Below are 25,895 nucleotides of genomic sequence, written 5' to 3'. Positions count from 1 at the left end.
CTGCCGCCACACCAGAACTCAGGCGAGCTCTTCCAGTTCGGTCATAGCCTTGGTGCGGATGGTCATGGCATTGCCGCGCCATTCGACGGCGCCGCCGAACCAGGCGCGCGCCCAGATGGCGGGCAGCATCGCGTCGCGCACGATCATCGCGGTGAGGCTGCGCGGCGACAGATACCAGCCCTTGGCAGAGGCCAGCAGGCACTCCGGCAGGTAGGCGATCACCAGCACGCACAAGGCCGTTGTGGGCAGGCTGACGCCGGCGCCTGCCGCGGCAATCAGCGCCAGCAGCAGCGGTATTGCGGCGCCGGTCAGGATCTCGGGCGCGAAGAACAGCGGGAAGGTCACCCGCCGCAGCCGCGCCCAGCGCGCCTGGCGCGACCAGATCTCGGCGAGCGTGCGCTGGCCAAGGGGCTGCTCGAAAGGCGAGGCGACGAGATTGACGCGCAAGCCCAGGCTGTTGACCAGCTTGGTGGCCGCCGCGTCCTCGGCGATCTCGGCGGCCAAAGCCTGGATGCCGCCATTGGCGTCCAGCATCGGCTTGTTCCACAGCATGCTCTTGCCCTGGGCAAAGCCGAGGCCGAGCGCCTCGCCGGCATATTGCCAGCGCGCCTGCAGCGTGTTGAGGAAGGCACATTCGACCTCGGCCCAAAACCCATCCGGCCGCGAGCCGATCGGCGTCGAGCAGACGAGGCCGGTGTCCGGCCGCCATGCCGCCATCAGCTGCTGGACATAGTCCCGCGGCATCAGCACGTTGGAATCGGCGAGGATCACCCAATCGTGCCTGGCCGCCTGCCAGCCCTTGACGCAATTGTTGAGCTTGGGATTGGCGCTGATGCGGTCGTCGCCGATCAGCAGCCGCGCCGGAACCTTGGGGTGGCGCGCGATCGCCGCATCGATGAGCCTCACCACCGGGTCCTCGGCATGCGCGATGCAGAAGACCAGCTCATAGCGCGGCCAGTCGAGCGAGAAGGCACGCTGCAGGGTCTCCTGTGTGAACGGCTCAACGCCGCGCGAAGGAACGATGATCGAGACCGGCTGCGCATCGGTGGGCGGCGCAATGACATGCCGCCTTCTGAGCCGCGACGCGGCGAGCAGGATGCTGGCAAGGTTGGAGAGAAGAAGGGCTGACGAAGCCAGGCCGGCTGCGATAGTCAGTTCCATCGAGATCTGGCCACTCCCGTTAGAGAGTTTCACCGTTTCACGGAAACGGCGAACCGCTCTATCTCTTTGTTTTCACGCAATTCCGGACGGAAGGCTACGGCGAAGGCGCCGAGCCCAACCGCTCACACTTTTCCTGGAATTGCTCCAGGCCGCATGCGGCCGTTTCATCAGTCGACAGAGCGCCCGAGTCGCCCGGCACGGTTTGTGCACACCAACATTGTCATGTGTCACTTAAATGACATTGTTTTTCGGCACCTGCGCTTAAAAGCTGGCAGGATGGTCGGCGCCGCGCCTCTAATGGCGAAGCGCGACGAATGTTTCGCCGCGGCAACCGGAGTGGCCCATGTATCGCGCAGTGACGCGCAACATCGAAGTGCTGGTCAGGCCCTTCTACCTGGAGGACCGATCCGATCCGTCCGAGAACCGCTATGTCTGGGGTTACCAAGTGACGATCGACAACCGCTCCGACGAATTCGTGCAGCTTCTGTCGCGCTATTGGCATATCACCGACGGCCAGGGCCGGGTCGAGGAGGTGCGCGGCGCCGGCGTCGTCGGCGATCAGCCGGAACTCAATCCCGGCGACAGCTATCAATACACCTCAGGCTGCCCGCTCTCGACGCCGTCGGGCATCATGGTCGGCCATTACACGATGCGCAACGGCCGCGGCGAGACGTTCGATATCGCCATTCCGGCTTTCTCGCTCGACATGCCGGGGACAAGGCGGACGGTGAATTAGGCGTCGGCGATTGGCGTCTTTCTCCCCGTTCTACGGGGAGAAATGCCCGGCAGGGCAATGAGGGGCGGCGCCGGGCTGCTGAGAGTTTTTCTTTGAGACTGACGACAGCGTCGCTCACGGCGAGCGCTACCATCACCAACGTTAGCGCTGCCCCTCATCCGTCACTTCGTGACACCTTCTCCCCGTAGAACGGGGAGAAGGAAGATTTTTACTTCACGAATTCGGCCGGATCGAAGTCGTATTGCGTCGAGCAGAACTCGCAGGCGACATGGATGCCGCCGTCCTCGGTGGAGTCCTTGATCTCCTGCGCCGAAAAGCCTTCGAGGATGCCGTAGATCTTCTCGCGAGAGCACGAGCACTGATCGGCGACCGGCACGCCGCGGAAAACCCGCACGCCATGCTCATGGAACAGCCGGTAGAGCAGCCGCTCGGCGCCTACCGTCGGGTCGATCAGCTCGGTCGGCTCGATCGTGCCGAGCAGCGCCAGCAGTTCCTGCCAGGAATTGTCGGCCGGATGGTCCGTCAGCTCGCGGTCGTCGCCGTCGCCGCCCGAAATATCGGGAATGCGCATGCGCTCCGGCGCCTGCGGCAGGAACTGCGCCAGGAGGCCGCCGGCGCGCCACTGCTCGCGCGCGCCGGCCGGTCCGGGCGTGACCAGCTTGGCGACCGACATCTTGATCTCGGTCGGGATCTGCTCCGACTGGCGGAAATAGGTGCGCGCGGCGTCCTCCAGCGAGGTGCCGTCGAGCTGGACGATGCCCTGGTAGCGCTGCGTATGCGCGCCCTGGTCGATGGTCAGAGCCAAGACGCCGTTGCCAAGCAGCGTCTGCTGCGAGGTCTCGCCGGCGGCGGTCAGCGCCTGCAGCCGGTCGGCATCGAAGCGAGCATAGGCGCGCAGCGCATGCGGGGTGCTGAAATCAGCCACCAGCATGTCGACCGGACCGTCGGTGCGGGTCTGCAGGATGAACTTGCCTTCGAACTTCAGCGAGGTGCCGAGCAGCACGGTGAGCACGCAGGCTTCCGCCAAAAGGCGAGCGACCGGCTCGGGATAGTTGTGGCGGCTCAAGATAGCGTCGAGCATCGGCCCGAGCTGCACGGTGCGGCCGCGCACATCGAGCGGCGCGACCTCGTAGGGCACGACGTGATCATCGCCGGCGAAGCCGAATTCACCGAGTTGGGGTTTATGCTCAGCCAAGGTATGGGTTTCCAACATGACAAAACTCCGGGGCGCAGCCATGCCGCCCGATGAGCCGCATGCGTCGAAGCGCGTTCAATTTACGTGATGGCCCGCAAATAGGCATCACCTATCCCCAGATCAAGTTGACCCCAATCGGACCGCAAGCGGTCAGGTCCGCCCTTCTCAAGCGCCCAGGCACCAGGCCAGCACCGCCTTCTGGGCGTGCAGCCGGTTCTCGGCCTCGTCGAACACCACCGAATGCGGCCCGTCGATCACCTCGTCGGTGACCTCCTCGCCGCGATGCGCGGGCAGGCAATGCATGAACAACGCGTCGGGGTTGGCCTTTGACATCAGCGCCGCATTCACCTGATAGGGCAGGAAGACGTTGTGGCCGCGGGCGCGGTGCTCCTGCCCCATCGAGACCCAGCTGTCGGTGACGACGCAGTCGGCCTGGTCGACGGCCTCCTCGGCGGACCCGGCAAACCGGACCTTGCCGCCATTGGCTTTCGACCAGTCGACATATTTCTCGAAAGGCTCGCTGCCTTCGGGCACCGCGACATTGAGGTTGAAGCGGAACCGCGCCGAGGCTTCGAGCAGCGAATGCAGCACATTGTTGCCGTCGCCGGTCCAGGCGAAGGTCTTGCCGGCCACCGGGCCGCGATGCTCCTCGAAGGTCATGATATCGGCCATGAGCTGGCAGGGATGCGTGTCGTCGGTCAGCCCGTTGATGACCGGAACGGTGGCGTTCTCGGTGAGCTCCAGCAGACGGTCATGCGAGGTGGTGCGGATCATGATGGCGTCGACGTAGCGCGACAGCACTTTCGCCGTGTCGGCGATGGTTTCCGAACGGCCAAGCTGCATCTCGGTGCCGGTCAGCATGATGGTCTCGCCGCCGAGCTGGCGCATGCCGACATCGAAGGACACGCGTGTGCGCGTCGACGGCTTGTCGAAGATCATGGCCAGCACCTTGCCATCGAGCGGTTTTGAACGCTCGCCCGCCTTGAGCCTGGTCTTTCGCGCCACCGCGTCGTCCAGCATGATGCGCAGGTCGCCCGCGGAAACGGCGGATAGATCGGTGAAGTGGCGAACACTCATCGGCAGATTCCCGAAATTATTTCGCGGCTTCGGCCGCAATCGCGTCGGTCAGGCCCTTGGCACCGGCGCGAATGCGCTCCAGCGCCTCGCCGATCTCCTCGTCGGTAACGGTGAGCGGCGGCAGGAGGCGGATGACGTTGTCGCCCGCCGGCACGGCAAGCAGGTGCTGGTCGCGCAGCGCCATGTTCACCTTGGTGTTGGGCATGGCGCATTTCAGGCCGAGCATCAGGCCGGTCCCCCTGATGCCTTCGATGACATCGGGAAATTCGTCCGCGACCCCGGCCAGCCCCTGTTTCAGAAGCAGCGCCTTGCGCTGCACGTCCTCGAGGAAGCCGTCAGCCAGCACGACGTCGAGCACGGCGTTGCCGACCGCCATCGCCAGCGGATTGCCGCCGAAGGTGGTGCCGTGCACGCCGGCCGTCATGCCGGTCGCCGCCTCGTCCGTGGCAAGGCAGGCGCCCATCGGGAAGCCGCCACCGATACCCTTGGCGATCGCCATCAGGTCTGGCGTGACGCCGGCCCATTCATGCGCGAACAGCTTGCCGGTGCGGCCGATGCCGCATTGGACCTCGTCGAAGATCAAAAGCAGGCCGTGCTGGTCGCAAAGCTGGCGCAGCCGCTTCAAGGACTGCGTCGGCACCGGACGGATGCCGCCCTCGCCCTGCACCGGCTCGATCAGGATTGCCGCGGTCTCCGGCGTGATCGCCTTTTCGGCCGCGTCGATGTCGTCGAATGCAACCTGGTCGAAGCCTTCGACCTTCGGGCCGAAGCCTTCGAGATATTTGTACTGGCCGCCGGCGGCGATTGTCGCCAGCGTGCGGCCGTGAAAGGCGCCCTCGAAGGTGATGATGCGGAAACGCTCGGGATGGCCCTTGACGAACTGATAGCGCCTGGCCGTCTTGATGGCGCATTCCAGCGCCTCGGCGCCGGAATTGGTGAAGAACACCTTGTCGGCAAAGGTGGCGTCGACCAGCCGCTCGCCCAGCCGGCGCTGTTCCGGGATCTCGTAGAGATTGGAGACGTGCCAGAGCTTGGCGGCCTGCTCGGTGAGCGCGGCGACCAGATGCGGATGGCTGTGGCCCAGCGAATTCACCGCGATGCCGCCTGCAAAGTCGAGATATCGCTCGCCCTTGTCGGTGACCAGCCAGGTCCCCTCCCCGTGATCGAAGGCCAGGGGTGCGCGAGCAAAGGTCTCGTAAAGCGCCGAACCGCTCATTATATGCGTCTCCGGAACCGGAAATCAAAAAAGCCGCCAATGCGGCGGCCTTTGCGGCTTATCATGTTTTTCGGCCATGAAGTCAACGAAAACGTCACGCAGAAGCGCGTGGCAAAGCCCTGACGCCACGCCGGCTCATAAGGAGACCGGCAAGTTGGGGAAAACCGTAAAAACCGAATCGGTGTTGCCCTGGGGACTCTTGTCACCGAGTCAGCGCATAAGGTATTTGTAGTCGAGAAATAACTATATTTCGTGCGGCGGACCTAAATCACCCGGTACATGTGGTGTCGTTTGCCCGGCGAGAGCCGGCTCGGGAAAGGATTCTGGCTACCGCACGCCTCAGCAGGAGCGCGGCCCCATGAATTGGACTGACGAGCGGGTAGAACTTCTCAGGAAATTGTGGTCGGAGGGCCTGAGCGCCAGCCAGATTGCCGCACAGCTTGGCGGAGTGAGCCGCAACGCCGTCATCGGCAAGGTGCATCGCCTGAAGCTGTCGGGTCGCGGCCGTACGACGGCCGCCCCGGCGCGTCAGAAGAAGGCGACGCAAGGCGCCTCGATGCAGAAATCGGTGACCCGCGCAGCGAGCGCGACACGCCATGTGACGGCCACCATCGGCGCCACCGCGCTCCAGGTGCAGTTCGACGCCGAGCCGGTCGCGCGCCACTATATCCGCCCGGTCGAGAATGTCGTGGTGCCGATCTCGCGCAACCTGCAGCTCGTCGAACTGACCGAACGGACCTGCAAATGGCCGAACGGCGACCCGCTCTCGGAAGACTTCAGCTTCTGCGGCAACGACGCCGCCGAAACGGGGCCGTATTGCAAGTATCATTCCCGGGTTGCGTTCCAGCCGGCGGCGGAGCGGCGGCGCGCGCGCTGAGCGAATAGCGAATAGCGAATAGCGAATAGAACGGCTTGGCCTCTGTGACAGGGAGCAAGCCGTTTTTCGTTGTTCCCTATTCGCTACTCCCTATTGGCGCTGCCGCTCACAGCCACCCATTCTTCTTGAACCGCCAATACAGGAACGCGCAGATCAGCGCGATCACCGCGAGCACGGTCGGATAGCCATATTCCATCTTCAGTTCCGGCATGTCGGAGAAGTTCATGCCGTAGATGCCGGCGAAAGCCGTCGGCACCGCCAGGATGGCGGCCCATGACGCGAGCTTCTTGGAGATCGCGGTTTCCTGGCTCTGGCCGACGAGAAGGCTGGCTTCGAAAGCGAAGGCCAGAACCTCGCGCAGGCTGTCGATCTTTTCCTGCACGGTGCGGATGTGGTCGGTCACGTCGCGAAACAGCGGATGCATGGCGGCATGTATCTGCGGCAGATCGGCGCTGGTCAGCCTACGGCAGACCTCGACCAGCGGCAGGGCCGCATTGCGCAGCCGCAGCAGATCGCGGCGCAGCATGTAAAGCCGTTCGATATCGGCGCCGGCCATCGGCTTCAAAAGCACCTTGTCCTCGATCGCCTCGACCTCGTCCTCGATCTGCTCCAGCACGGGCATGTAGTTGTCGACGATGAAGTCGAGGATGGCGTAGAGGACGAAGTCCTCGCCCTTGGCGAGGGAATGCGGGCAGCTTTCCCAATGCTGGCGCACGGCGGCGTATGAGGTCGAGGGGCCGTGCCGGACGCTGACGATGTAGCCGGTGCCGACGAACAGATGCGTCTCGCCGAAAGTGACGCGGCCGTCGATCAATTGCGCGGTGCGGGCGACGATGAACAGGGCATCGCCATATTGCTCGATCTTCGGGCGCTGATGCGGATGCTCGGCATCCTCGATCGCCAAATCATGCAGGTGGAATTGCGCCTGCACCCTGAGCAGCAGGTTGCGATCGGGCTCGAGCAGGCCGATCCAGACGACATGGCCGGGTTTCGCAGCCCATTCGCCGGCCTGTTCGATGGCAATGTCGGCAACCCGCTTGCCGCCCGAATAGACGCTGGATGCTATGATGCCCGACGCCGGGGCTGGGGTCAGGTTCCGAACTTGTTCCATCGCAAACCTCCCGAGACTGCGACTGACAAATTGCTGCGCCTGGAGCAATTCCAGGAAAGTGTGAGCGGTTTTCCGCCCGGAATTGCGTAAAAACAAATAGATAGTGCGTTTCGCCGTTTCCATGAAACGGTGAAACGCACCACAGGAGCTTAACTTAAATCAGCAAGCCGTTCGAGAGGCGGCTGTTCACTTAGCCGGCACCGTGCCGGGCAGCACGACCTTGTCGGTCTTGTCGCCTTTCGGCCGGTCGGCGGGCATCTGATCGCCCGTGACGATGTAATAGATGGTCTCGGCGATGTTGGTGGCATGGTCGCCGATGCGCTCGATATTCTTGGCGCAGAACAGAAGATGCGTGCAGGGCGTGATGTTGCGCGGGTCTTCCATCATGTAGGTCAAAAGCTCGCGAAACAGCGAGGTGTACATGGCGTCGATCTGGTCGTCCCGGTCGCGCACGAAGCCGATCCTCTCGACCGAGCGCGACGCATAGACGTCGAGCACTTCCTTGAGCTGCGTCAGCGCCAGGTTGGCAAGGGCCTCCAGGCCGCGGAAAAGGCTGTTCGGCTGGCGGCCGTCGACCGAGGCCACGCGCTTGGCGACGTTCTTGCCCAAGTCGCCGACACGCTCGATATCGGCCGAGATGCGGATGGCGCCGACGATCTCGCGAAGGTCCGTCGCCATCGGCTGGCGCCTGGCGATGATGATGATGGCCTTGTCGTCGATCTCGCGCTGCCCCTCGTCGAGGACGAGATCGTCCTGGATGACCTTCTGGGCGAGGCCGTGATCGACGTTCACCAGGGCCGCCACCGCCTGTTCGACCATGCGCTCGGCATGCCCGCCCATCGCGGCGATGCGCTTCGACAGGTACTTCAGCTCTTCGTCATAGGCACTGACGATATGGACGGACTGCATGGACTATGCCTTCCCGGTTTGTGCCGGCTGTTGCGTTCCCTCATTCCGTCGCTGATACGTGAACCGCATGACAGAATGAAGAAAATCCCGGTTAGCAACCGATACAAGATCAGCGAGCCGGCAAATGAACCGTGAACGCCGCGCCCTTGCCGACTTCCGACTTGATGGACAGTCTGGCGTTATGACGGGTCAATATATGCTTGACGATCGAAAGGCCAAGCCCGGTGCCTTTCTGGGTGCGGCTGCTTTCGACATCGACGCGGTAGAAGCGCTCGGTGATGCGCGGGATGTGTTCTTCGGCGATGCCCGGACCATAGTCCCTTATCGTGACGTCGAAGCCCGGCTGTTGGCCATCCTGGCCGTCGGCGATCGATACGGTGACATGCCCGCCCGACTGGCCGTATTTGCAGGCGTTCTCGAGGAGATTCTCGAAAACCTGGAACAGTTCGTCGCGATCGCCGGGAACGACGAGCGGCCCATCGGCGAACTCCCGCTCGATGACGACGCCGTTCTCACTGGCCAGCGGTGCGAGCGAATCGATGACGCTGTCGATCGTCTGGCGAAGATCGACCTCGGTGCCCGGCCTGAGATAGGGTTTCATCTCCAACCGCGACAGCGAGAGCAGATCGTCGATCAGGCGGGCCATGCGGCCGGTCTGGTTCTGCATGATCTGCAGGAACTGGTCGCGCGCCACCGGATCGTTGCGGGCCGGCCCGCGCAGCGTCTCGATGAAGCCGGCGATCGAGGCGAGCGGCGTGCGCAGCTCGTGGCTGGCATTGGCGATGAAGTCGGCCCGCATGCGATCGATGCGGCGCGTCTCGCTCTGATCCTTGAAGACCAGCACGTAGAGGCCGGTGGCATGGCCGACCGTGGACGCGCTGACGCGGTATGTCCGTTCCACCGGCAGCTTTTCGGTGTAGTCGACCGCGTCGGCGGCGACCTGCCCCGACAGGATGCCATCCAGCAGCGCCTGCATTTCCGGCGCGCGGAACTTCAATGACAGCGACATGCCCGGCGCCAGCCCGCCGAAGGCGGCGAAGGCGGCGGCGTTGGCATGGACGATGGTGGCGGAATGGTCGAAGATGATCAGCGGATCGGCGACCGCGGCCGCCAGATACTCGCCGGATAGCCTCTGTAGCCCGCTTGCCTCGATCGCCGCTCCTGCATCGGCTGGCTGGCGTCCCGCATCCGTGGACAGCATCGCCGCGGCCGCCAGCGCGACCAGGGCCAGCACCAGCACATAGACGGAAGCGCCGGCGAAAAAATAAACGGCAAAGATCGCGACAACGCCCGCGCCAAGCAGCCAGCGGTTGCGCCAAAGCCGCGCCGCCAGGGCTTGTCCCTTGCCGTCCTGCCCCGCGACCGTCTCTGCCATAGGCCCGCGCCACCCCGCATCCCGTGGACCGGTCGGCAGCTCGCTGGACCGGCCTGGCGCATGGCCCTGAAAATCAGGATCGATTTTCGCGAAGGTTCATGCGCAAAATCAAAATGCTACAACGTCTTTGCGCCCGAATGCGCGCCGCGCTGCACAGGCTCCATAGCATGAGTCCGCTAACTGGGAAGGTTCGTCCGGATGAAAAAGGCCAAGGAAACGGCTGAAGCGGTGCCAGCCACCGCACCGATCAAGATCAAGATCGGCGGCAAGGAGCGCGAGTTCGACATCGACAATCCGGTGCTCCCTGACTGGATCGAGGACAACAAGCTCACCACCGGCGGCTATCCTTACGACAAGAAGATGAAGGGCGAGGACTACGAAAAGGAGCTCGAGAGACTGCAGGTCGAGCTGGTCAAGGTGCAGGCCTGGCTGCAGGCGACCGGCAAGCGGGTGATTGCGCTGTTCGAGGGCAGAGACGCCGCCGGCAAGGGCGGTACGATCTTCGTGCTGCGGCAATATATGAACCCGCGCACGGCACGCAACGTCGCGCTGCCCAAGCCGACGCCGACCGAGGCCGGGCAATGGTACTTCCAGCGCTATGTCGACCATTTCCCGGCTTCGGGCGAATTCGTCACGTTCGACCGCTCCTGGTACAACCGCGCCGGCGTCGAGCCAGTCATGGGGTTCTGCACGCCGGAGCAGCACGAGAAATTCCTCGAAGAGGCGCCGCATTTCGAACGAATGATCAGCAATGAAGGCATCCATTTCTTCAAATTCTGGCTGAATATCGGCCGCGAAACGCAGCTCGAGCGGTTCCATGACCGCCGCTGGTCGCCGCTGAAGAACTGGAAGTTCTCGCCGATCGACATCGCCGGCGTCAGCAAATGGGACGACTACACCAAGGCGCGCGACCTGATGATCGAGCGCACGCATAAGGAGTTCTCACCCTGGATCGTCGTGCGGGCCAACGACAAGCGCCGCGCCCGGCTCGCGGTGATCCAGCGCATCCTGCTTTCCCTGCCCTATGACGGAAGGGACCTCGACGCCGTCGGCAAGCCCGACAAGAAGCTCATCGGCGAGGGTCCGGAATTCCTGAAAAATTAGAGCGCCTCACCGTTTCACGGAAACGGCGAACCGCTCTATCTCTTTGTTTTTGCGCAGTTGCGGACGGATTACAGCGCCGCGCGCCTTTCGGCTCGCGCGGCGCTGATGTTTTATGCCGGACGCTCAGGCGGCCAGGCGAGCGATCCGCTGCAGCCGCTTCAGCGTGGTGTCATCCTGAAGCGCCTGCTGGAACAGCGTGATCTCGTGGTCGATGCGGTCGCACAACACGTCCGTATCCCCCTTGAGCAGGCTGCGCGTCTGCAGCAATGCCGCCACAGGCTTCTTGGCCAACTGTTTCGCCCTCGCCAGCGTCGCTTCCTCGGCGCTGCCTTGCGTCACGATCTCGCCGACCAGGCCGAGCGCCTTGGCGTCTTCGGTGCCCAGCGTGTCGCCCAGGCAGAAGAAGCGGAAGGCGCCGGCATAGCCGAGCTTCTGAGGCGCCAGGATGCTGGTCGCCGCGTCCGGCACCAGGCCGAAATCGACGAACGGCACCCTGAAGGTGCTGCCCCTGGAAGCGATCACCATGTCGCAATGGAACAGGATGGTGCAGCCGACGCCGACGGCGTCCCCGTCCACACAGGCAAGGACCGGCTTGGGGAAGGTCGCCAACATGCGGAACATGTCGGTGACGGCGGCGATCAGCTCTCGGTGCTTGGTGGCGTCCAGGAACTCCGAGAAGTCGCCGCCAAGGCAGAAGCATCCGGCAAGGCCGCGCAGCATGACGACGCGGACCTCGTCATTGACCGCCGCCTCGTGGAAGGTCCTGGCAAGGCTCGCATAGGCATGCCTGTCGAGCACCGGCCGGCCATCATGCGACGATACGGTGACGACCAGCGTATGGCCACGCAGTTCCGGTTCGGGATGGAAACTCATGACCGCCTCCATCACGACGCCTGCTTCAGGCCGAGCTGACCGGGATAGCCCCGGTTCAGCACCGGCAGGAAGTGATTGCGGCGGGCCCGCACGACCTCGAGCGTATGCTCGGTGAAGGTGAGCAGCGTCGCCACTACCTGCTGGTTGCCATAGGTGCGCTGGTAGCCCAGCGGCTTCGCCAGGAAATGCAGCTGCAGCGCTCTGAGCACCCACATCGGCTCGAACTCGATGATGACCTGGTTGACGTTGCGCTTCAGGCCCCATTCGACGAAGCCGGCGATCAGTTCGGTGCCGACCGTCGAGACGCCGCGTTTGCCGTCGCGAAAACCCGGAGCCACAGCATAGCGGGTGAGTTCCCAGACATTCGGCCCCGAGGGGGATGCCCCCTCGCAGAGATCCGACAACACGTCGGTCAGAAGATGCGGCCGTGTGGTCGGAAGCATGCGCTGGTAACCAGCCAGCTCACCGTTGCGGATGACGAGGTGGTGTTCGGCCTCGTCATGGTCGAACTGGTCGATCTCAAGCTGGTCCGGACGATCGAGATCGGTCCATCCCATCTCCTGCACGAAGATCCTGTAGCGCAGGCGATGGACGGCCTCCCACAGGTCGGGACGTTCCATCAATTCCTGAGTGGTAAGGGCAAAAAGCATTAGCCGTCTCCTAGGCTTAAGAGGAAGATACGGCCGTGATGTCCCTTAAATATTGCGCGAATGCGCAGACAAGAATTTCTAGGTCGGCACGGCCGACCTAGCTAATATAGCCGTGCCTAATCGCCTCCGCGACCGCCTGCACACGGTTAGCTGCGCCCAGTTTGCTCTTGGCGTTAAGAAGGTGTTTCTCGGAAGTATGTTCCGAGATGCCAAGGATTTGCGAGATCTCCCATTCGGACTTGCCGAGGGCCGCCCATTGCAGGCATTCCCGCTCACGCGCCGTCAATTCTATGTGATCGATGACGCTGTCGGCCTTGGTGTGCAATTGCATCGCGCGGCCGATCGCATAGGTCGACGCGAGCGAGACCATTCCGAATTCCTGGTCCGACATTTCAACGGATTCGCCGCCCAGCGAGACCATAACGATCTGGCCGTCGAGCGTGACTAGCGGAAGCGCCAGACCGTCGCGCAGCTTGAACTCGCGCGCGTCGCCCATGACTTCGTCGCTGCTCTTGTCGATCACGGTGCTTTTGGAAGCATCCCGCCATTGGAACGGCGCCTGAAGATGTTTCATGTGACTGACGACCGGATCGTGGTCGACATAATTGCGCGCCACATAGCGTTCCAGCCAATTACCCGGCCAATCGCAAAGCAGCACGTGCTGTTTCTGCTGGCCGCGCGGCGTGCCGGGCTGCGGCACCGTTCCCGCCATCAGCGCGGTCAAGCCGAAATTCGAGGTGACGCCGAGCAGCCTCTCGCAAACCGCGGCCGCGGTGCCAGCATGCTGCAACTGGTCTATGTATTCCAGAGTTCTGTCGAACAGGCCCATCGCAACATCTACCCCATGTTGCTTCTGCTTTTTCATTACCGACGGTAGATGCCCGAACACCCCTTCGCCATCAACCCCCGGGTTGCAATCTCCTCAGCAAAGCCGGCAGTTTCCCCCTTCCGGCACGCAAGGTCGCTTGCAAACGCGCTAAACCATACGCTTAATTTGGCCGCTTGAAATCAAAAACCGTTGTGCCTGCCCCATTTTCATACGAAAAGCCAATAATCGGGGACAGGCGCGGAGCTGTATCGTGATCTTACGGTGGATATTTCCGGCCCTGATGTCCCTCCTGGCCGGCGTGTTGGCCCATGCCGATGCGACTCAAGCTGCGGAGCCGCAGGTGCCGGTGCTGTGGGACGCCAAGGAGAGGCTGCCGAAACCCGATCTCTCGGCGCTGCCGCGGCTCAGGTTTCTCACCACCACCGATTTTCCGCCCTTCAACTTCCTCGACGGCTCGGGCCGCCTGTCGGGTTTCCACATCGATCTTGCGCGGGCGATCTGCGCGGAGCTGGGCGTTGTCGACAAATGCCAGGTCCAGGCCTTGCCGTGGAACGAACTGGAGGATGCTCTTCAGAAGGGCGAAGGCGAGGCGATCATCGCCGGTATCGCCGCGACGCCCGAGAGCCGCGAGAAATACGCCTTCTCGCGCTCCTACATGCAGTTTCCGGCGCGCTTCATCATGCCCAAGGCGAAGGCCTTCGCCGAGCCGATCCTCGACAAGCTGCGCAGCAAGCGAGTCGGTGTCATCGGCGGCTCGGCGCATGAGAAAATGCTGCGCGATTACTTCAACACCGTGCAGGTCGTGACCTTCGGCACACCGGAAAACCTCTACGCCGATCTCAAGGCCGGCAAGATCGACGCAGCCTTCGGCGACGGCATGCGCTTTGCCTTCTGGCTGGGGGGTTCCGATGCTGCCGGCTGCTGCCGCTTCGCCGGCGGTCCGTATCTGGCGCCGGAATATCTGGGCTCAGGCATGGCGATCGCCACCCGCAAGGGCGACGCCGCGCTTGCCGCCGCCTTCGACTACGCGCTGCAGGAAATCTCGATCAAAGGCACCTTTGCCGAGTTTTATCTGCGCTATTTCCCGGTCAGCTTCTTCTGAAGGCTGCTGACATTCAGATGAGGCCGGCCTCGGTCGCGCCAACGCTAAGTCAGCGTGCGCAGACGCGCCTTCGCGGCACGCGCGATCGCGGCCACCGTCAGCGTGTCGAGGTCGAGCTTGAGGCGGATGAGCTGCAGCACCCTGACCTCTTCCATGCGCATCTCGAGATCGACTGCGGCGACCTCGAAAGCGGCGGCGTAGGCGGTGTCGCGCAGCCGCTCGGGCAAGGCCTCGGCGACGCGCGCCAGCACGCCTTCCAGCCCGTCCTTCTCATGCAGAGCCTTCTGGCAGGCTTGCGCCACCGCAATCAGCCTGTCCTGGTTGAAATCGACGAACACCGGCCAGGAACGGACGACGTCGCCGATCCGCGCCAGCTCGACATCGGTCATGTCGCGATCGGAAGCCGATGTGATGACCATCAGGTGGATCAGGGCTTCGTGCGGCGTCAATGAAGGCATTCAAAACTCCTGGAAGCGTGCATGTCGTTTCCTCCAAACCGCGAGGCACTTTGGGGCGACATGCACGGAATAATAGCGCTCCAACGTAGGAACGCCATTATGGCGCCGCAAGGAAAACCACCGCAAATCGTTGACGCTCCGGCCTCGCGCGCCTAGAGACCGGTCGACAAATCTTATCCGCCGCGCAGACGGCCATGACTGGAACTTCGACATGACGGGATCAAACATCATCGATCTCAATCCCGAGATGCTTGCCGCGGCGGCCGAGAGCAAGGCCTGGCCGTTCGAGGAAGCGAAGAAGATCATCGCCCGCTACAAAGGCAAGGATTTTCCCGAGACCGTGCTGTTCGAGACCGGCTACGGCCCGTCCGGCCTGCCGCATATCGGCACCTTCGGCGAGGTGGCGCGCACGACGATGGTGCGGCATGCCTTCCGGGTGCTGACGCAAGACAAGGTCAAGACAAAGCTTCTGTGCTTCTCCGACGACATGGACGGCATGCGCAAGATCCCGGACAACGTGCCGGACCGCGCCGCGCTCGAGCCCTACCTGCATATGCCGCTGACGTCGGTGCCCAATCCGTTCGGCGGCGACTATGCGAGCTTCGCTGACCACAACAATGCGATGCTATGCCGTTTCCTCGACACGTTCGGCTTCGACTACGAATTCGCCAGCGCGACGCAGTACTACAAGGCCGGCCGTTTCGACGAAGTGCTGCTGCGCGCCGCCGAACGCTATGACGAGATCATGGGCGTGATGCTGCCGACGCTCGGGCCGGAGCGCCAGGCGACCTACAGCCCCTTCCTGCCGATCTCGCCGAAGAGCGGCCGCGTGCTCTACGTCCCGATGATAAAGGTAGACGCCAAGGCGGGCACCATCACCTTCGACGACGAGGGAACCGAGACGACGCTGCCGGTCACCGGCGGCCATGCGAAGCTGCAGTGGAAGCCGGATTTCGGCATGCGCTGGGCGGCGCTCGGCGTCGATTTCGAGATGTTCGGCAAGGACCACCAGACCAACGCCGCGATCTACGACCGCATCTGCAACATCCTTGGCGGGCGGGCGCCGGAGCATTTCGTCTACGAGCTGTTCCTCGACGAGGAGGGCCAGAAGATCTCGAAGTCGAAGGGCAATGGGCTCACCATCGACGAATGGCTGACCTACGCGCCGACCGAAAGCCTCGGCCTCTACATGTATCAGCGGCCGCGGCAGGCCAAGAAGCTCTATTTCGACGTCATCCCGAAGGCGGTGGACGAGTATTACGCCTTCCTTGGCGCCTATCCGCGCCAGGACTGGAAGGAGCGGCTGGGCAACCCGGTCTGGCATATGCATGACGGCAACCCGCCGGCCATCGACCTGCCCGTGCCTTTCGCGCTGCTGCTCAACCTGGTGAGCGCTTCCAACGCGCATGACAAGGCGGTGCTGTGGGGCTTCATCTCGCGGCATGCGCCGGGCGTGACGCCGAAGACGCATCCAGAGCTCGACCGGCTGACCGGATATGCGATCCGCTACTTCGACGACTTCGTGAAGCCGACCAAGGTCTACCGCGCCGCCGACGAGGTGGAGCGCGAGGCGCTGGCGAAGCTCTCCGACGCGCTCGGCGCGCTGCCGCAGGGCGCCGACAGCGAGGCGATCCAGAACGCCGCGCTCAACGTGGCGCGCAAGATCGAGCGCTACCAGGACCACTCCAAGCAGAGCCCGGAAGGCGGGCCCGGCGTGTCGGTGGCCTTCTTCCAGATGATCTACCAGGTGCTGATCGGCCAGGAGCGCGGCCCGCGCTTCGGTTCGTTCGCGGCACTTTACGGCATCGCAGAGACGCGCGCGCTCATTGAGCGGGCGCTGGCTGGTCAGTTGGCGGCGTAACGTCGCCGCCATCCGCCGGCAAGATGGAATCCGGCGCCACCGGCGCCGGCCCTGACGCGGCCGGCAGCGCCGGCAGGCCGTCGAGCTTCGGCGCCGGGCCGAAAATACCTTTCCTTGCGGTGCGGGCCTTGTTCTCCGCCTCGACATAGGGACCGCCTTGCGCGGCGCGCGCCCAGCCGTTCTCGACCAGCCACTGGCCGATGTCCTGATTGCCGATATGACATTCGGCGGAAATGGTGTCGCGACCGCCCTCCGGCGGCACGGCGCAGGCGACCGCCCGGCCACGCAGGAAGGCGCGGAAGGCTGTCTTGGCGCGCGCGCCGCAGGCCCAGCTCTTGCCCTCGTCGCTACAGGTTTCGTCGGCTTTGACGACATCCACGCCGGACACGGCGACCGCAAAGCCCTTCGCCTCGATCAGCCCGGCGGCGGTGGCGACCGGCTGGAACAGCTTGGTGCCGTTCCAGTCGCCCGGCATCTTTGTTTTGGGCGGCTTGGGCGGCCCGGCCAGCGCCAGATCGCTGAGCGGCGCGCGCGGCTCGACCCGTTCGAGTTCCTGGTCCGGCAGCTCCGGCGGCGCCACCGTTTCGGGATCGATGGCCCTCGAATGAACAGCGGGCTTCGGCGGCTGAGGAGCGGCGGGCGCGGGAATGGCCGAGGTCGCCGGCTCCTGCGCCGTGACGGCGCCGGGATCGGAGATAGCGTCCGGATCGATCTGATCGACCGTGACGGCGCTTTCGCGGCCCTTGACCGTGTGTCCGCCGGCAACGACAAGCGCCGCCATCACCGGAATTGCCAGAGCCGCCAGGCCTGTCTGAAGAAGCCGCACCGGTCCCGACCTACTGGCTTGCCCAGACGATGCGCGCCATCCATTCGATGTCATGCGTCAGAATATCACGGTCCGGGTGAGCGGGGTTGAGCGAGACCAGCACGATCGATTTCACCGTTTGCCGGTCGAGCACCTTGGCCATCACCTCGCCCGCGGTGGTCTTGACCACGACACGGTCGCCCTTGCGCGTTGGCGCCCCCGGTTCGACGATCAGCACGTCGCCATTGCGGTATAGCGGCAGCATGGAATCGCCCTGCACCTGCAGGGCATAAGACGTCTCGGTCGCCCGCGCCGGAAGCTCGACCAGATCCCAGCCCTGCCCCGCCGGATAGCCGGCATCGTCGAAGAAGCCCCCCGCGCCTGCCTGGGCGAAGCCGAGCAGCGGGACCGCGCGACGCTGGTGGGCGGCGGAGGCGCCGCGTCCTTCGACCAGTCCGGTGAATTCCTCCAGCGAAGCCCCTGTGGCCTCGATGATCTTGGCCAGCGATTCGGTCGAGGGCCAGCGCGGCCGGCCATCGGACGACAGGCGTTTCGACTTGTTGAAGGCCGTCGAATCGAGGCCCGCGCGCCGGGCAAGACCGGAAGCCGATAGCGAATAGCGCTCGGCAAGAGCATCGATTGCGGCCCAGACGCGGTCGTGAGAGAGCAATGCCGCGCTCCTTTGGAACAGGAAAAAATGCCTCTCCCTGTCTAGCGCGCAGTCACGCCCTTGTCCACCGGCGCAGCCGGCGGATCGTTAAGAATGCTTCACGACCTTCCGTTCGGGCGCTGTGCCTATCCGATCCCGGCCAGGGCCTTCGGCAGACCCCTCATGAGTTCCTCGGCATTCATGACCGGCACGAAATCCACCGCGGCATTGAAAGCCAGGAAGAACCGCTCGCCGAAATGGGGCATGTCGGAACTGTCCTTTATGTCGACGAACAGGTAAGCTGTGCGTTGACCTTTTTCGGCGGTGAAATAAACGGCCTCCGGCTTAAGGTCCGACAGGGTATGTTCGATGAACTTCCCCATGCTGCCATCCTTGAGCGCCTTGTTGCCTTCGACGGTCGGAACGGTAACTTTCAGCATCATGCGCATGATAATCGCTCCCCAACAATTACGTTAGCGATATCTAATCTAACACTCCAGCCTGCTGCGAAAAAGCTAGCGGCGTCTTGCTCATGAAAGCGTGATCGGGCCGGCGGCACCGCACCGGATTGACCGATGTTGCGCCGGGACGCTTGCGCGCATGGCATGCCGGCCGGCCAACCGGGAGCTCGCCGCCTTCGACGACGACCTGATGATCTTTTTGGATGACGTGGCCGACTTCCTGCTTGGCAGGGCGGCCTGAGCTGAAGGACGATCAGGCCGCCTTGGCCTGCTCGCGCAAATTCCGGTGCGAGGCCATGAACGCCCGCTCGGCTTCGGTCGGCGGGCGTGGACTGGCGGCGTGGCCGAGCGCCGCGACGACTTTGTCGATATCGAGGAAGCGGCGGCCGCCACGGTCATAGACGCCGCCGGTGGTCAGGATCAGCGCCGCCGTCTCGCCGCCATCCAGGACGAAACGATGCCTGCCGATGACGGACGTGCCTTCCCAAGTCTCGATCGACGAAACCACCTCGAAGCGGCGCCACAGCCTGATCTCGCGGACATAGGCCACCTGCAGCCCGCCGATCATCGGCGCCCAGCCGTTCTTGCGCGCGAGCGCGATGAGGCCGACGCGCAGGAAGATATCGATGCGGCCAAGATCGGCCAGCATCATGTAGCGGGCGTTGTTGAGATGAAGGTTGAAGTCGATGTCGATAGGCAGACAGCGAAAAACGAGCCGGCTTTCGTCGCCGACCCGGTAAGGGCCACGGCTCGACGCCGTGGCCATGGTGCGGGCCATTCGCCCCCAGACATACATGCTGGTTCGTCAGGCCGCCTGCTTCACCTCGCCCTTCTGATAGGGGTCGAAGCGCTGGTAGAAGGTCTCGCCCTTCTCGGCCATGTCGAGCAGAAGCTTCGGCGCCTTGAACTCAGCACCGTACTTCTTCTGCAGGCCCTTGGCGATCTTGACGAAACGCTTGGCGCCGATGCCGTCGATATAGGATAGCGCGCCGCCGGTGAAAGGCGCGAAGCCGAAAGCGAGGATCGAGCCGACATCGGCTTCACGCGGATCGGTGACGATGCCCTCTTCCATCACGCGCGCCGCTTCCAGCGCGATGGTGACCAGCAGGCGCTCTTTCAGCTCCTCATAGTCGACCTTCTCAGGCTTCAGCTGCGGATAGAGATCCTTCAGGCCCGACCACAGCTTCTTCTTCGCGGGCTTGGCCGGATAGTCGTAGAAACCCTTGCTGTTCTTGCGGCCGAAGCGGCCATGCGTGTCGACCATGGTGTTGATCAGCGCCATCTGCTTGGGGTCGACGGCCTTCTCGCCGAGATCCCTGATGGTCTGCTTCATGATCTTCTGGGCAAGGTCGACGGCCGTCTCGTCGGTCAACGCGAGCGGGCCGACCGGCATGCCGGCGGCCTTGGCGGCGTTCTCGATCATCGCCGCAGGCACACCCTCGATCAGCATCTTGTAGGCTTCCGACATGTAGCGCAGCACGCAACGGTTGACGTAAAAGCCGCGCGTGTCGTTGACGACGATCGGCGTCTTCTTGATGGCGCGCACGAAGTCGAAAGCGACGGCCAGAGCCTTGTCGCCCGTCTTCTTGCCGAGGATGATCTCGACCAGCATCATCTTGTCGACCGGCGAGAAGAAGTGGATGCCGATGAAGTTCTTCGGCCGTGCCGAGTTCTTCGCCAGAGCGGTGATCGGGATCGTGGACGTGTTCGAAGCGAAGATCGCCGACGATTTCAGCACCGCCTCGGCCTTCTCGGTGGCCTCCTTCTTGACGCCCGAATCCTCGAAGACCGCCTCGACGACGAGGTCGCAGCCGGCAAGGTCGGCATAGTCCGCCGTCGGCGTGATCAGCGACAGGAGCTTGTCCTTGTCCTCCGGCTTGGCGCGGCCCTTCTTGACCTGATCGGCCATCAGGCTGTCGGAATGCGCCTTGCCCTTCTCGGCCGACGGCAGATCGCGGTCGAGCAGCACCACGGGAATCCCGGCGCGCGCCGTGACATAGGCGATGCCGGCGCCCATGAAGCCCGCGCCGAGAATGCCGATCTTCTTGAACTTGGTGTCCGGCACGCCGGCGGGGCGGCGTGCGCCCTTGTTCAGTTCCTGCAGCGACAGGAACAGCGAACGGATCATCGCCGCCGCTTCCTTCGACTGCATGATCTCGGTGAAATAGCGCTGCTCGATCCTGAGCGCGGTATCGAACGGCACCAGCAGGCCTTCGTAAACGCATTTCAGGATCGCGGCGGCGGCCGGGTAATTGCCGTAGGTCTCGCGGCGCAGGATGGCGATGGCCGGCGGCCAGAGATTGGCGCCGGCCGCCGAATAGATCGGCCCGCCCGGCAGCTTGAAGCCCTTCTCGTCCCAGGGCGCCACCGGCTTCAGGCCGTTCTTGATCATCGCCTTGGCGGTCTCGACGAGCTTCGAAGGCTCGGCGATCTCGTGGATCAGGCCCATGGCTTTCGCCCTTTGCGGCGTCAGGTTCTGGCCCGAGGTCAGCATCTGCAGCGCCTGCTGCTGGTCGGTCAGCCGGGGAACGCGCTGGGTGCCGCCGGCGCCGGGGAAGATGCCGATCTTCACCTCAGGCAGCGCCATCCTCACCTTGTCGGAATCGGCGGCGACGCGGCCGTGGCAGGCGAGCGACATCTCGAAGGCGCCGCCCATGCAGGTGCCGTTGATCGCCGAGACCCAAGGCTTGCCGGACGTCTCGATCTTGCGGAACAGGCCGGTCATATAGCCTGCATTCTCGAACAGCGCCTTGGTTGCCTTGTCGAGATCCTTCTCCTTCTCGGCGGCGAAGGTGGCCAGCATCTTCTGCAGCATGGTGATGTCGGCGCCGCCGGAGAAGGAGTCCTTGCCCGAGGTGATGACGACGCCCTTGACGGCGGCGTCGGCGGTCACCTTCTCGACGATGGCGTTCAGCTCGCGCATCACCTCTTCGGTGAAGACGTTCATCGAGCGCTCCGGCATGTCCCAGGTGATCAAAGCGATGCCATCGGCGTCCACGTCGAGGGTGAAATTGGTGTAGCTCATGGTCTCTCTCCCTCAGACGCGTTCGATGACGGTGGCGGTGCCCATGCCGGCGCCGATGCAGAGCGTGACCAGCGCGGTGTTGAGGTCGCGGCGCTCCAACTCGTCCAGCACCGTGCCCAGGATCATCACGCCGGTGGCGCCGAGCGGATGGCCCATGGCGATCGCGCCGCCATTGACGTTGATCTGGTCATGCGGGATTTCGAAGGCCTGCATGTAGCGCAGCACAACCGAAGCGAAGGCCTCGTTGAGCTCGAACAGGTCGATGTCCGACAGCTTCATCTTGGCGCGCTTCAGAAGCTTCTCGGTGACGTCGACCGGGCCGGTCAGCATCAGCACCGGCTCGGAACCGATATTGGCGAAGGCGCGGATGCGGGCGCGGGGCTTCAGCCCCATGGCCTTGCCGGCCTTCTTCGAGCCGAGCAGCACGGCGGCGGCGCCGTCGACGATGCCCGACGAATTGCCGGCATGGTGGACGTGATTGACCTCCTCGACCTCAGGATGCTTCTGCACGGCGACCGCGTCGAAGCCGCCCATCTCGCCTGGCATGACGAAAGACGGGTTGAGCGAGGCCAGCGACTGCATGTCGGTCGTGGGCCGCATGTGCTCGTCATGGTCGAGGATCAAGAGACCGTTCTGGTCCTTGATCGGGATCACCGACTTCTTGAAACGGCCCTCGCCCCAGGCCTTGGCGGCGCGCTTCTGGCTTTCGACGGCATAGGCGTCGACGTCGTCGCGGGAAAATCCGTATTTGGTGGCAATCAGATCGGCCGAGATGCCCTGCGGCACGAACCAGCCAGGCAGGCCGACGGACGGGTCCATGAACCAGGCGCCGCCCGACATGCCCATGCCGACGCGCGACATGGATTCGACGCCGCCGGCGATGACGATCTCGTCCGCGCCTTGCGCGATCTTGGCGGCGCCGAAATTGATGGCGTCGAGACCCGAGGCGCAGAAGCGCGAGATTTGCATGCCCGGAGCCTTGGTGTCGTAGCCGGCCTCGAAGGCGGCGGCGCGCGGAATGACCGAGCCCGCCTCGCCGACCGGATCGACGCAGCCGAAGATGATGTCGTCGACATTGCCGGTGTCGAGGCCGTTGCGGTCGCGCAATGCCTCGAGCGTCTTCGCGGCAAGCCGCACCGCCGGCACTTCATGCAGGGAGCCATCCTTCTTGCCCCTGCCGCGCGGCGTGCGCACGGCGTCATAGACGTAAGCCTCAGTCATTTTCGTGCTCCTTGGCTTTGCCGGCCGCGGCGCTCAGAGAGAGCGCCCGATCAGCAATTTCATGATCTCGTTGGTGCCGCCGTAGATGCGCTGGACGCGGGCGTCGCGGTACATGCGGGCGATCGGATATTCATTCATGTAGCCATAGCCGCCATGCAGTTGAAGGCATTCGTCGACGACTTTGCCCTGCAGGTCGCTGAGCCAGTATTTGGCCATCGAGGCGGTCACGGGATCGAGGCCGCCGTCGATATGGCGGGCGACGCAGTCATTGTAGAAGACGCGGCCGATGGTGGCCTCGGTCTTCAGCTCGGCCAGCTTGAACTGGGTGTTCTGGAAATCGATGACGGCCTTGCCGAAGGCCTTACGCTCCTTGACGTAGTCGATGGTGAGCGCCAGCGCCCGCTCGATCATGGCAATCGCGCCGGTGCCGATCTGCAGCCGCTCCTGCGGCAATTGCTGCATCAATTGGACGAAGCCCTTACCTTCCTCGTGGCCGAGCAAATTGGAGGTCGGCACGCGCACGTCGTTGAAGAACAATTCCGACGTGTCGTTCGACTTCAGCCCTATCTTGTCGAGGTTGCGGCCGCGCTCGAAGCCCTCGACCTCGTCGGTCTCGACGACCATCAGCGAGGTGCCCTTGGCGCCCTTGTCCGGATCGGTCTTGGTGACGACGATGATCAGATTGGCGAGCTGACCGTTAGTGATAAAGGTTTTCGAGCCGCTGATCTTGTAGTGGTTGCCATCCTTCTCGGCGCGGGTCTTGACGCCCTGCAGGTCGGAGCCGGCGCCGGGCTCGGTCATGGCGATGGCGCCGATCAGCTCGCCGGTCGCGAGCTTGGGAAGCCATTTCTCTTTCTGCTCTTCCGAACCGTAGTGGAGAATGTAGGGTGCTACGATCGAATTGTGCAGGCCAATGCCGAAGCCGTCGACGCCGACATGGCCGATCGCCTCGATGATGGCGCTCTCATGCGCGAAGGTGCCGCCCGAGCCGCCGTATTTCTCCGGCATCGAAGCGCAGAGCAGGCCGGCGGCGCCCGCCTTCAGCCAGCTCTCGCGGTCGAACATCTCGTTCTTCTCGAACTCGTCGTAGCGCGGCGCGATCTCTTCCGCCATGAAGCGGGTCGCCATGTCGTAGAGCATGCCGACCTCGTCCGCCGCCCAGGCGGGTTTTGGAAGGCCAAGAACTTCGGCTGGATTTGTCGCCACGATTTCCTCCGCGTTCCGACAATTGTGGGCCGGCTCCGCCGGCCCGCCAAACCTAGAACGCTTCCGCCGGCAACGCCATCAGCGTATCCGCGCCACTGGAAATGCGGGCGAGGCGCGTCGCCGTTTCCGGCATGATGCGCTCCATGAAGAAGCGCGCGGTCACCAGCTTGGTGTCGTAGAACACACCAGCGCCGTTGGCGCCTTCCGCGAGCTTCGCCTGCGCGGATTTTGCCATCTGCGCCCACATGTAGCCCAGCGCCACCAGGCCGAAGAGGTGCATGTAGTCGGTCGAGGCTGCACCGGCATTGTCGGGCTTGGCCATGGCGTTCTGCACCAGCCACATGGTGGCCGCCTGCAGGTCGTTGAGGCCCTTCTTCAGCGCCTTGGTGAAGGGCGCCATCTTCTCATCAGTGCGGTTTTCCTCGCAGAACTCGCCAACTTCCTTGAAGAAGGCCTGGACGGCGCGGCCGCCATTCTGCGCCAGCTTGCGGCCGACGAGGTCGAGCGCCTGGATGCCGTTGGCGCCTTCATAGATCATGGCGATGCGGGCATCGCGCACGAACTGGCTCATGCCGTGCTCTTCGATATAGCCGTGGCCACCGAATACCTGCTGGGCCATCACCGCATGGTCGAAACCCTTGTCGGTGAGCACGCCCTTGACCACCGGCGTCATCAGGCCGGTGTAATCGTCGGCCGCCTGGCGGTCCTTGTCGTCGCCCGAGCGATGCGCGACGTCGGACTTGATGGCCGTCCACAGCGCCAGCGCGCGACCGGCCTCGTTGAAGGCCTTCATGGTCATCAGCGAGCGGCGGATATCGGGATGGACGATGATCGGGTCGGCCTTCTTGTCCGGCGCCTTGGCGCCCGACAGCGAGCGGCCCTGCAGGCGGTCCTTGGCGTAGGAAACGGCGTTCTGATAGGCGATCTCGGAGACCGAGAGCCCCTGCAGCCCGACGCCGAGGCGGGCCTCGTTCATCATCGTGAACATGGCTTTCAGCCCGCCGTTCAGTTCGCCGAGCAGCGTGCCCTCCGCCTCGTCATAATTCATGACGCAGGTCGAGTTGCCGTGGATGCCCATCTTCTCCTCGATCGAGCCGCAGGAGAGCGTGTTGCGTTCGCCGGGATTGCCAGCAGCATCGAGCTTGAATTTCGGCACGATGAACAGGGAGATGCCCTTCACGCCTTCCGGCGCACCCTCGGCGCGGGCCAGCACCAGATGGACGATGTTGTCCGACATGTCGTGCTCGCCGGCGGAGATGAAGATCTTCTGGCCGGAAATCCTGTAGGTGCCGTCGCCGGTGGGGACGGCCTTGGTGCGCAGCAGGCCGAGGTCAGTGCCGCAATGCGGCTCGGTCAGGTTCATGGTGCCGGTCCAGACGCCCTCGATCAGCTTCGGCAGCCAGGTGGCCTTCTGCTCGTCCGTGCCGTGGGTGACGATCGCCGCGATCGCGCCTTGCGTCAGGCCCGGATACATCATCAGCGCCATGTTGGCGGAAACCATATATTCGGAGACCGCGGTGTGGACCGTGTAGGGCAAGCCCTGGCCGCCGAACTCCGCCGGTGCCGCCAATCCCATCCAGCCACCCTCGCGATACTGGTCGAAGGCGTCCTTGAAACCCTTGGGCGTCGTCACCGAGCCGTCGTCATGGCGCACGCAGCCTTCCATGTCGCCGACCCGGTTCAGCGGGTGCATGACGTTCTCGGCGAGCTTTGCGCCTTCGGCCAGGATCGCCTCAAGAACGTCGGGCGTCGCGTCCGAGAAACCCGGAAGATTGGAATAGCGCTGATAGCCCAGCACATCGTTGAGCACGAACAGCGTGTCCTGGATTGGCGCCCTGTAGATCGTCATGCCTTCCTCCGCCCTTAGGTCCCCGCCGGCCAGCAAGTCGCCTGTCCACGTGCTGGACAGGAGGCCGGGCCAATGTCGACGCTCCGATAGCAAATATTGACGTTTGCGTAAACGTCAACTTCGTCGCAGCCAAAAATTTTTGTGA

Annotated in this window: 24 protein-coding genes; 5 read left to right on the top strand and 19 right to left on the bottom strand. The window is 63.8% G+C overall.

What is annotated here, in order from left to right:
- Positions 1 to 18 precede the first annotated feature (18 nt).
- The gene (locus tag RFM41_RS14100; RefSeq protein ID WP_320248835.1) at positions 19 to 1,161 is read right to left on the bottom strand and encodes a ceramide glucosyltransferase; all 1,143 of its coding nucleotides are present in this window, start codon (positions 1,159 to 1,161) and stop codon (positions 19 to 21) included.
- Between the two features lie 343 nt (positions 1,162 to 1,504).
- On the opposite strand from RFM41_RS14100, the gene apaG reads away from it, so the two are divergent.
- Entirely contained in the window at positions 1,505 to 1,897 is a 393-nt protein-coding gene (gene apaG, locus RFM41_RS14095) for a Co2+/Mg2+ efflux facilitator ApaG/CorD (RefSeq protein WP_112127899.1), read from the top strand.
- 208 nt (positions 1,898 to 2,105) lie between these two features.
- Here apaG and RFM41_RS14090 read toward each other — a convergent pair whose 3' ends face one another.
- From RFM41_RS14090 to RFM41_RS14080, 3 genes are all read right to left on the bottom strand, one after another.
- The gene (locus RFM41_RS14090) at positions 2,106 to 3,134 is read right to left on the bottom strand and encodes an Hsp33 family molecular chaperone (protein WP_320248840.1); all 1,029 of its coding nucleotides are present in this window, start codon (positions 3,132 to 3,134) and stop codon (positions 2,106 to 2,108) included.
- Positions 3,135 to 3,257: 123 nt separating this feature from the next.
- Positions 3,258 to 4,169 carry an ornithine carbamoyltransferase gene (gene argF / locus RFM41_RS14085; RefSeq protein ID WP_320248841.1) on the bottom strand — a complete coding sequence of 304 codons (912 nt, stop codon included), beginning with the start codon at positions 4,167 to 4,169 and terminating at the stop codon, positions 3,258 to 3,260.
- Positions 4,170 to 4,185: 16 nt separating this feature from the next.
- Positions 4,186 to 5,385: an aspartate aminotransferase family protein gene (locus RFM41_RS14080; RefSeq protein ID WP_320248843.1), complete on the bottom strand. Its 1,200-nt coding sequence runs from the start codon at positions 5,383 to 5,385 to the stop codon at positions 4,186 to 4,188.
- Between the two features lie 358 nt (positions 5,386 to 5,743).
- Between RFM41_RS14080 and RFM41_RS14075 the strand changes: the two genes are divergently transcribed.
- Positions 5,744 to 6,262, top strand: coding sequence for a GcrA family cell cycle regulator (locus RFM41_RS14075; RefSeq protein WP_320248845.1), 519 nt, complete (start codon positions 5,744 to 5,746; stop codon positions 6,260 to 6,262).
- 106 nt (positions 6,263 to 6,368) lie between these two features.
- Here the strand turns inward: RFM41_RS14075 and RFM41_RS14070 are convergent, their stop codons facing one another.
- The 3 genes from RFM41_RS14070 to RFM41_RS14060 form a co-directional block, all read right to left on the bottom strand.
- The gene (locus RFM41_RS14070; RefSeq protein WP_320248846.1) at positions 6,369 to 7,373 is read right to left on the bottom strand and encodes a magnesium and cobalt transport protein CorA; all 1,005 of its coding nucleotides are present in this window, start codon (positions 7,371 to 7,373) and stop codon (positions 6,369 to 6,371) included.
- Between the two features lie 186 nt (positions 7,374 to 7,559).
- The gene (gene phoU, locus RFM41_RS14065; protein WP_320248847.1) at positions 7,560 to 8,282 is read right to left on the bottom strand and encodes a phosphate signaling complex protein PhoU; all 723 of its coding nucleotides are present in this window, start codon (positions 8,280 to 8,282) and stop codon (positions 7,560 to 7,562) included.
- A 109-nt stretch (positions 8,283 to 8,391) separates the two neighbouring features.
- On the bottom strand, positions 8,392 to 9,657 hold the full coding sequence (locus tag RFM41_RS14060; protein WP_320248848.1) for a sensor histidine kinase: 1,266 nt from the start codon (positions 9,655 to 9,657) through the stop codon (positions 8,392 to 8,394).
- A 198-nt stretch (positions 9,658 to 9,855) separates the two neighbouring features.
- Here RFM41_RS14060 and ppk2 point away from each other — a divergent pair, with 198 nt between their 5' ends.
- Entirely contained in the window at positions 9,856 to 10,761 is a 906-nt protein-coding gene (ppk2, locus tag RFM41_RS14055) for a polyphosphate kinase 2 (RefSeq protein ID WP_320248850.1), read from the top strand.
- 123 nt (positions 10,762 to 10,884) lie between these two features.
- Here the strand turns inward: ppk2 and RFM41_RS14050 are convergent, their stop codons facing one another.
- From RFM41_RS14050 to RFM41_RS14040, 3 genes are all read right to left on the bottom strand, one after another.
- Positions 10,885 to 11,634, bottom strand: coding sequence for an enoyl-CoA hydratase-related protein (locus RFM41_RS14050; protein ID WP_320248852.1), 750 nt, complete (start codon positions 11,632 to 11,634; stop codon positions 10,885 to 10,887).
- Positions 11,635 to 11,645: 11 nt separating this feature from the next.
- On the bottom strand, positions 11,646 to 12,284 hold the full coding sequence (locus tag RFM41_RS14045) for an acyl-homoserine-lactone synthase (protein WP_320248854.1): 639 nt from the start codon (positions 12,282 to 12,284) through the stop codon (positions 11,646 to 11,648).
- Positions 12,285 to 12,381: 97 nt separating this feature from the next.
- Positions 12,382 to 13,113 (bottom strand): helix-turn-helix transcriptional regulator, encoded by a 732-nt coding sequence (locus tag RFM41_RS14040; protein ID WP_320319271.1) that lies wholly within the window; start codon positions 13,111 to 13,113, stop codon positions 12,382 to 12,384.
- Between the two features lie 280 nt (positions 13,114 to 13,393).
- On the opposite strand from RFM41_RS14040, the gene RFM41_RS14035 reads away from it, so the two are divergent.
- Positions 13,394 to 14,215 (top strand): ABC transporter substrate-binding protein, encoded by an 822-nt coding sequence (locus tag RFM41_RS14035; protein WP_320248857.1) that lies wholly within the window; start codon positions 13,394 to 13,396, stop codon positions 14,213 to 14,215.
- 44 nt (positions 14,216 to 14,259) lie between these two features.
- Here the strand turns inward: RFM41_RS14035 and RFM41_RS14030 are convergent, their stop codons facing one another.
- Complete coding sequence (locus tag RFM41_RS14030; protein ID WP_320248859.1) at positions 14,260 to 14,673, bottom strand: tellurite resistance TerB family protein; 414 nt, start codon at positions 14,671 to 14,673, stop codon at positions 14,260 to 14,262.
- A 211-nt stretch (positions 14,674 to 14,884) separates the two neighbouring features.
- Between RFM41_RS14030 and RFM41_RS14025 the strand changes: the two genes are divergently transcribed.
- Complete coding sequence (locus RFM41_RS14025; protein ID WP_320248861.1) at positions 14,885 to 16,534, top strand: lysine--tRNA ligase; 1,650 nt, start codon at positions 14,885 to 14,887, stop codon at positions 16,532 to 16,534.
- On the opposite strand, the gene RFM41_RS14020 is transcribed toward RFM41_RS14025, so the two are convergent.
- The 8 genes from RFM41_RS14020 to RFM41_RS13985 all read right to left on the bottom strand — a co-directional run bounded on the left by RFM41_RS14020 (position 16,497) and on the right by RFM41_RS13985 (position 25,750).
- Positions 16,497 to 17,360, bottom strand: coding sequence for a thermonuclease family protein (locus RFM41_RS14020; protein WP_430691531.1), 864 nt, complete (start codon positions 17,358 to 17,360; stop codon positions 16,497 to 16,499). The genes RFM41_RS14025 and RFM41_RS14020 overlap by 38 nt on opposite strands.
- A gap of 10 nt (positions 17,361 to 17,370) precedes the next feature.
- Entirely contained in the window at positions 17,371 to 18,009 is a 639-nt protein-coding gene (locus RFM41_RS14015; protein WP_320248863.1) for a S24 family peptidase, read from the bottom strand.
- A gap of 125 nt (positions 18,010 to 18,134) precedes the next feature.
- Positions 18,135 to 18,437, bottom strand: a complete 303-nt coding sequence (locus RFM41_RS14010) for a hypothetical protein (RefSeq protein WP_320248865.1) — start codon at positions 18,435 to 18,437, stop codon at positions 18,135 to 18,137.
- Positions 18,438 to 18,702: 265 nt separating this feature from the next.
- Positions 18,703 to 19,245 (bottom strand): thioesterase family protein, encoded by a 543-nt coding sequence (locus RFM41_RS14005; RefSeq protein WP_320248866.1) that lies wholly within the window; start codon positions 19,243 to 19,245, stop codon positions 18,703 to 18,705.
- 9 nt (positions 19,246 to 19,254) lie between these two features.
- Positions 19,255 to 21,474: a 3-hydroxyacyl-CoA dehydrogenase NAD-binding domain-containing protein gene (locus tag RFM41_RS14000; protein ID WP_320248867.1), complete on the bottom strand. Its 2,220-nt coding sequence runs from the start codon at positions 21,472 to 21,474 to the stop codon at positions 19,255 to 19,257.
- A 12-nt stretch (positions 21,475 to 21,486) separates the two neighbouring features.
- Positions 21,487 to 22,695, bottom strand: coding sequence for an acetyl-CoA C-acetyltransferase (locus tag RFM41_RS13995; protein WP_320248868.1), 1,209 nt, complete (start codon positions 22,693 to 22,695; stop codon positions 21,487 to 21,489).
- A gap of 33 nt (positions 22,696 to 22,728) precedes the next feature.
- The gene (locus tag RFM41_RS13990) at positions 22,729 to 23,901 is read right to left on the bottom strand and encodes an acyl-CoA dehydrogenase family protein (RefSeq protein WP_320248870.1); all 1,173 of its coding nucleotides are present in this window, start codon (positions 23,899 to 23,901) and stop codon (positions 22,729 to 22,731) included.
- A 52-nt stretch (positions 23,902 to 23,953) separates the two neighbouring features.
- Complete coding sequence (locus RFM41_RS13985) at positions 23,954 to 25,750, bottom strand: acyl-CoA dehydrogenase (protein WP_320248872.1); 1,797 nt, start codon at positions 25,748 to 25,750, stop codon at positions 23,954 to 23,956.
- Positions 25,751 to 25,895: the final 145 nt, after the last annotated feature.

The organism is Mesorhizobium vachelliae (assembly GCF_033977325.1).
GTDB classification, from domain to species: Bacteria; Pseudomonadota; Alphaproteobacteria; order Rhizobiales; family Rhizobiaceae; genus Mesorhizobium; species Mesorhizobium vachelliae.
This window is presented reverse-complemented; position numbering and strand designations above follow the sequence as displayed.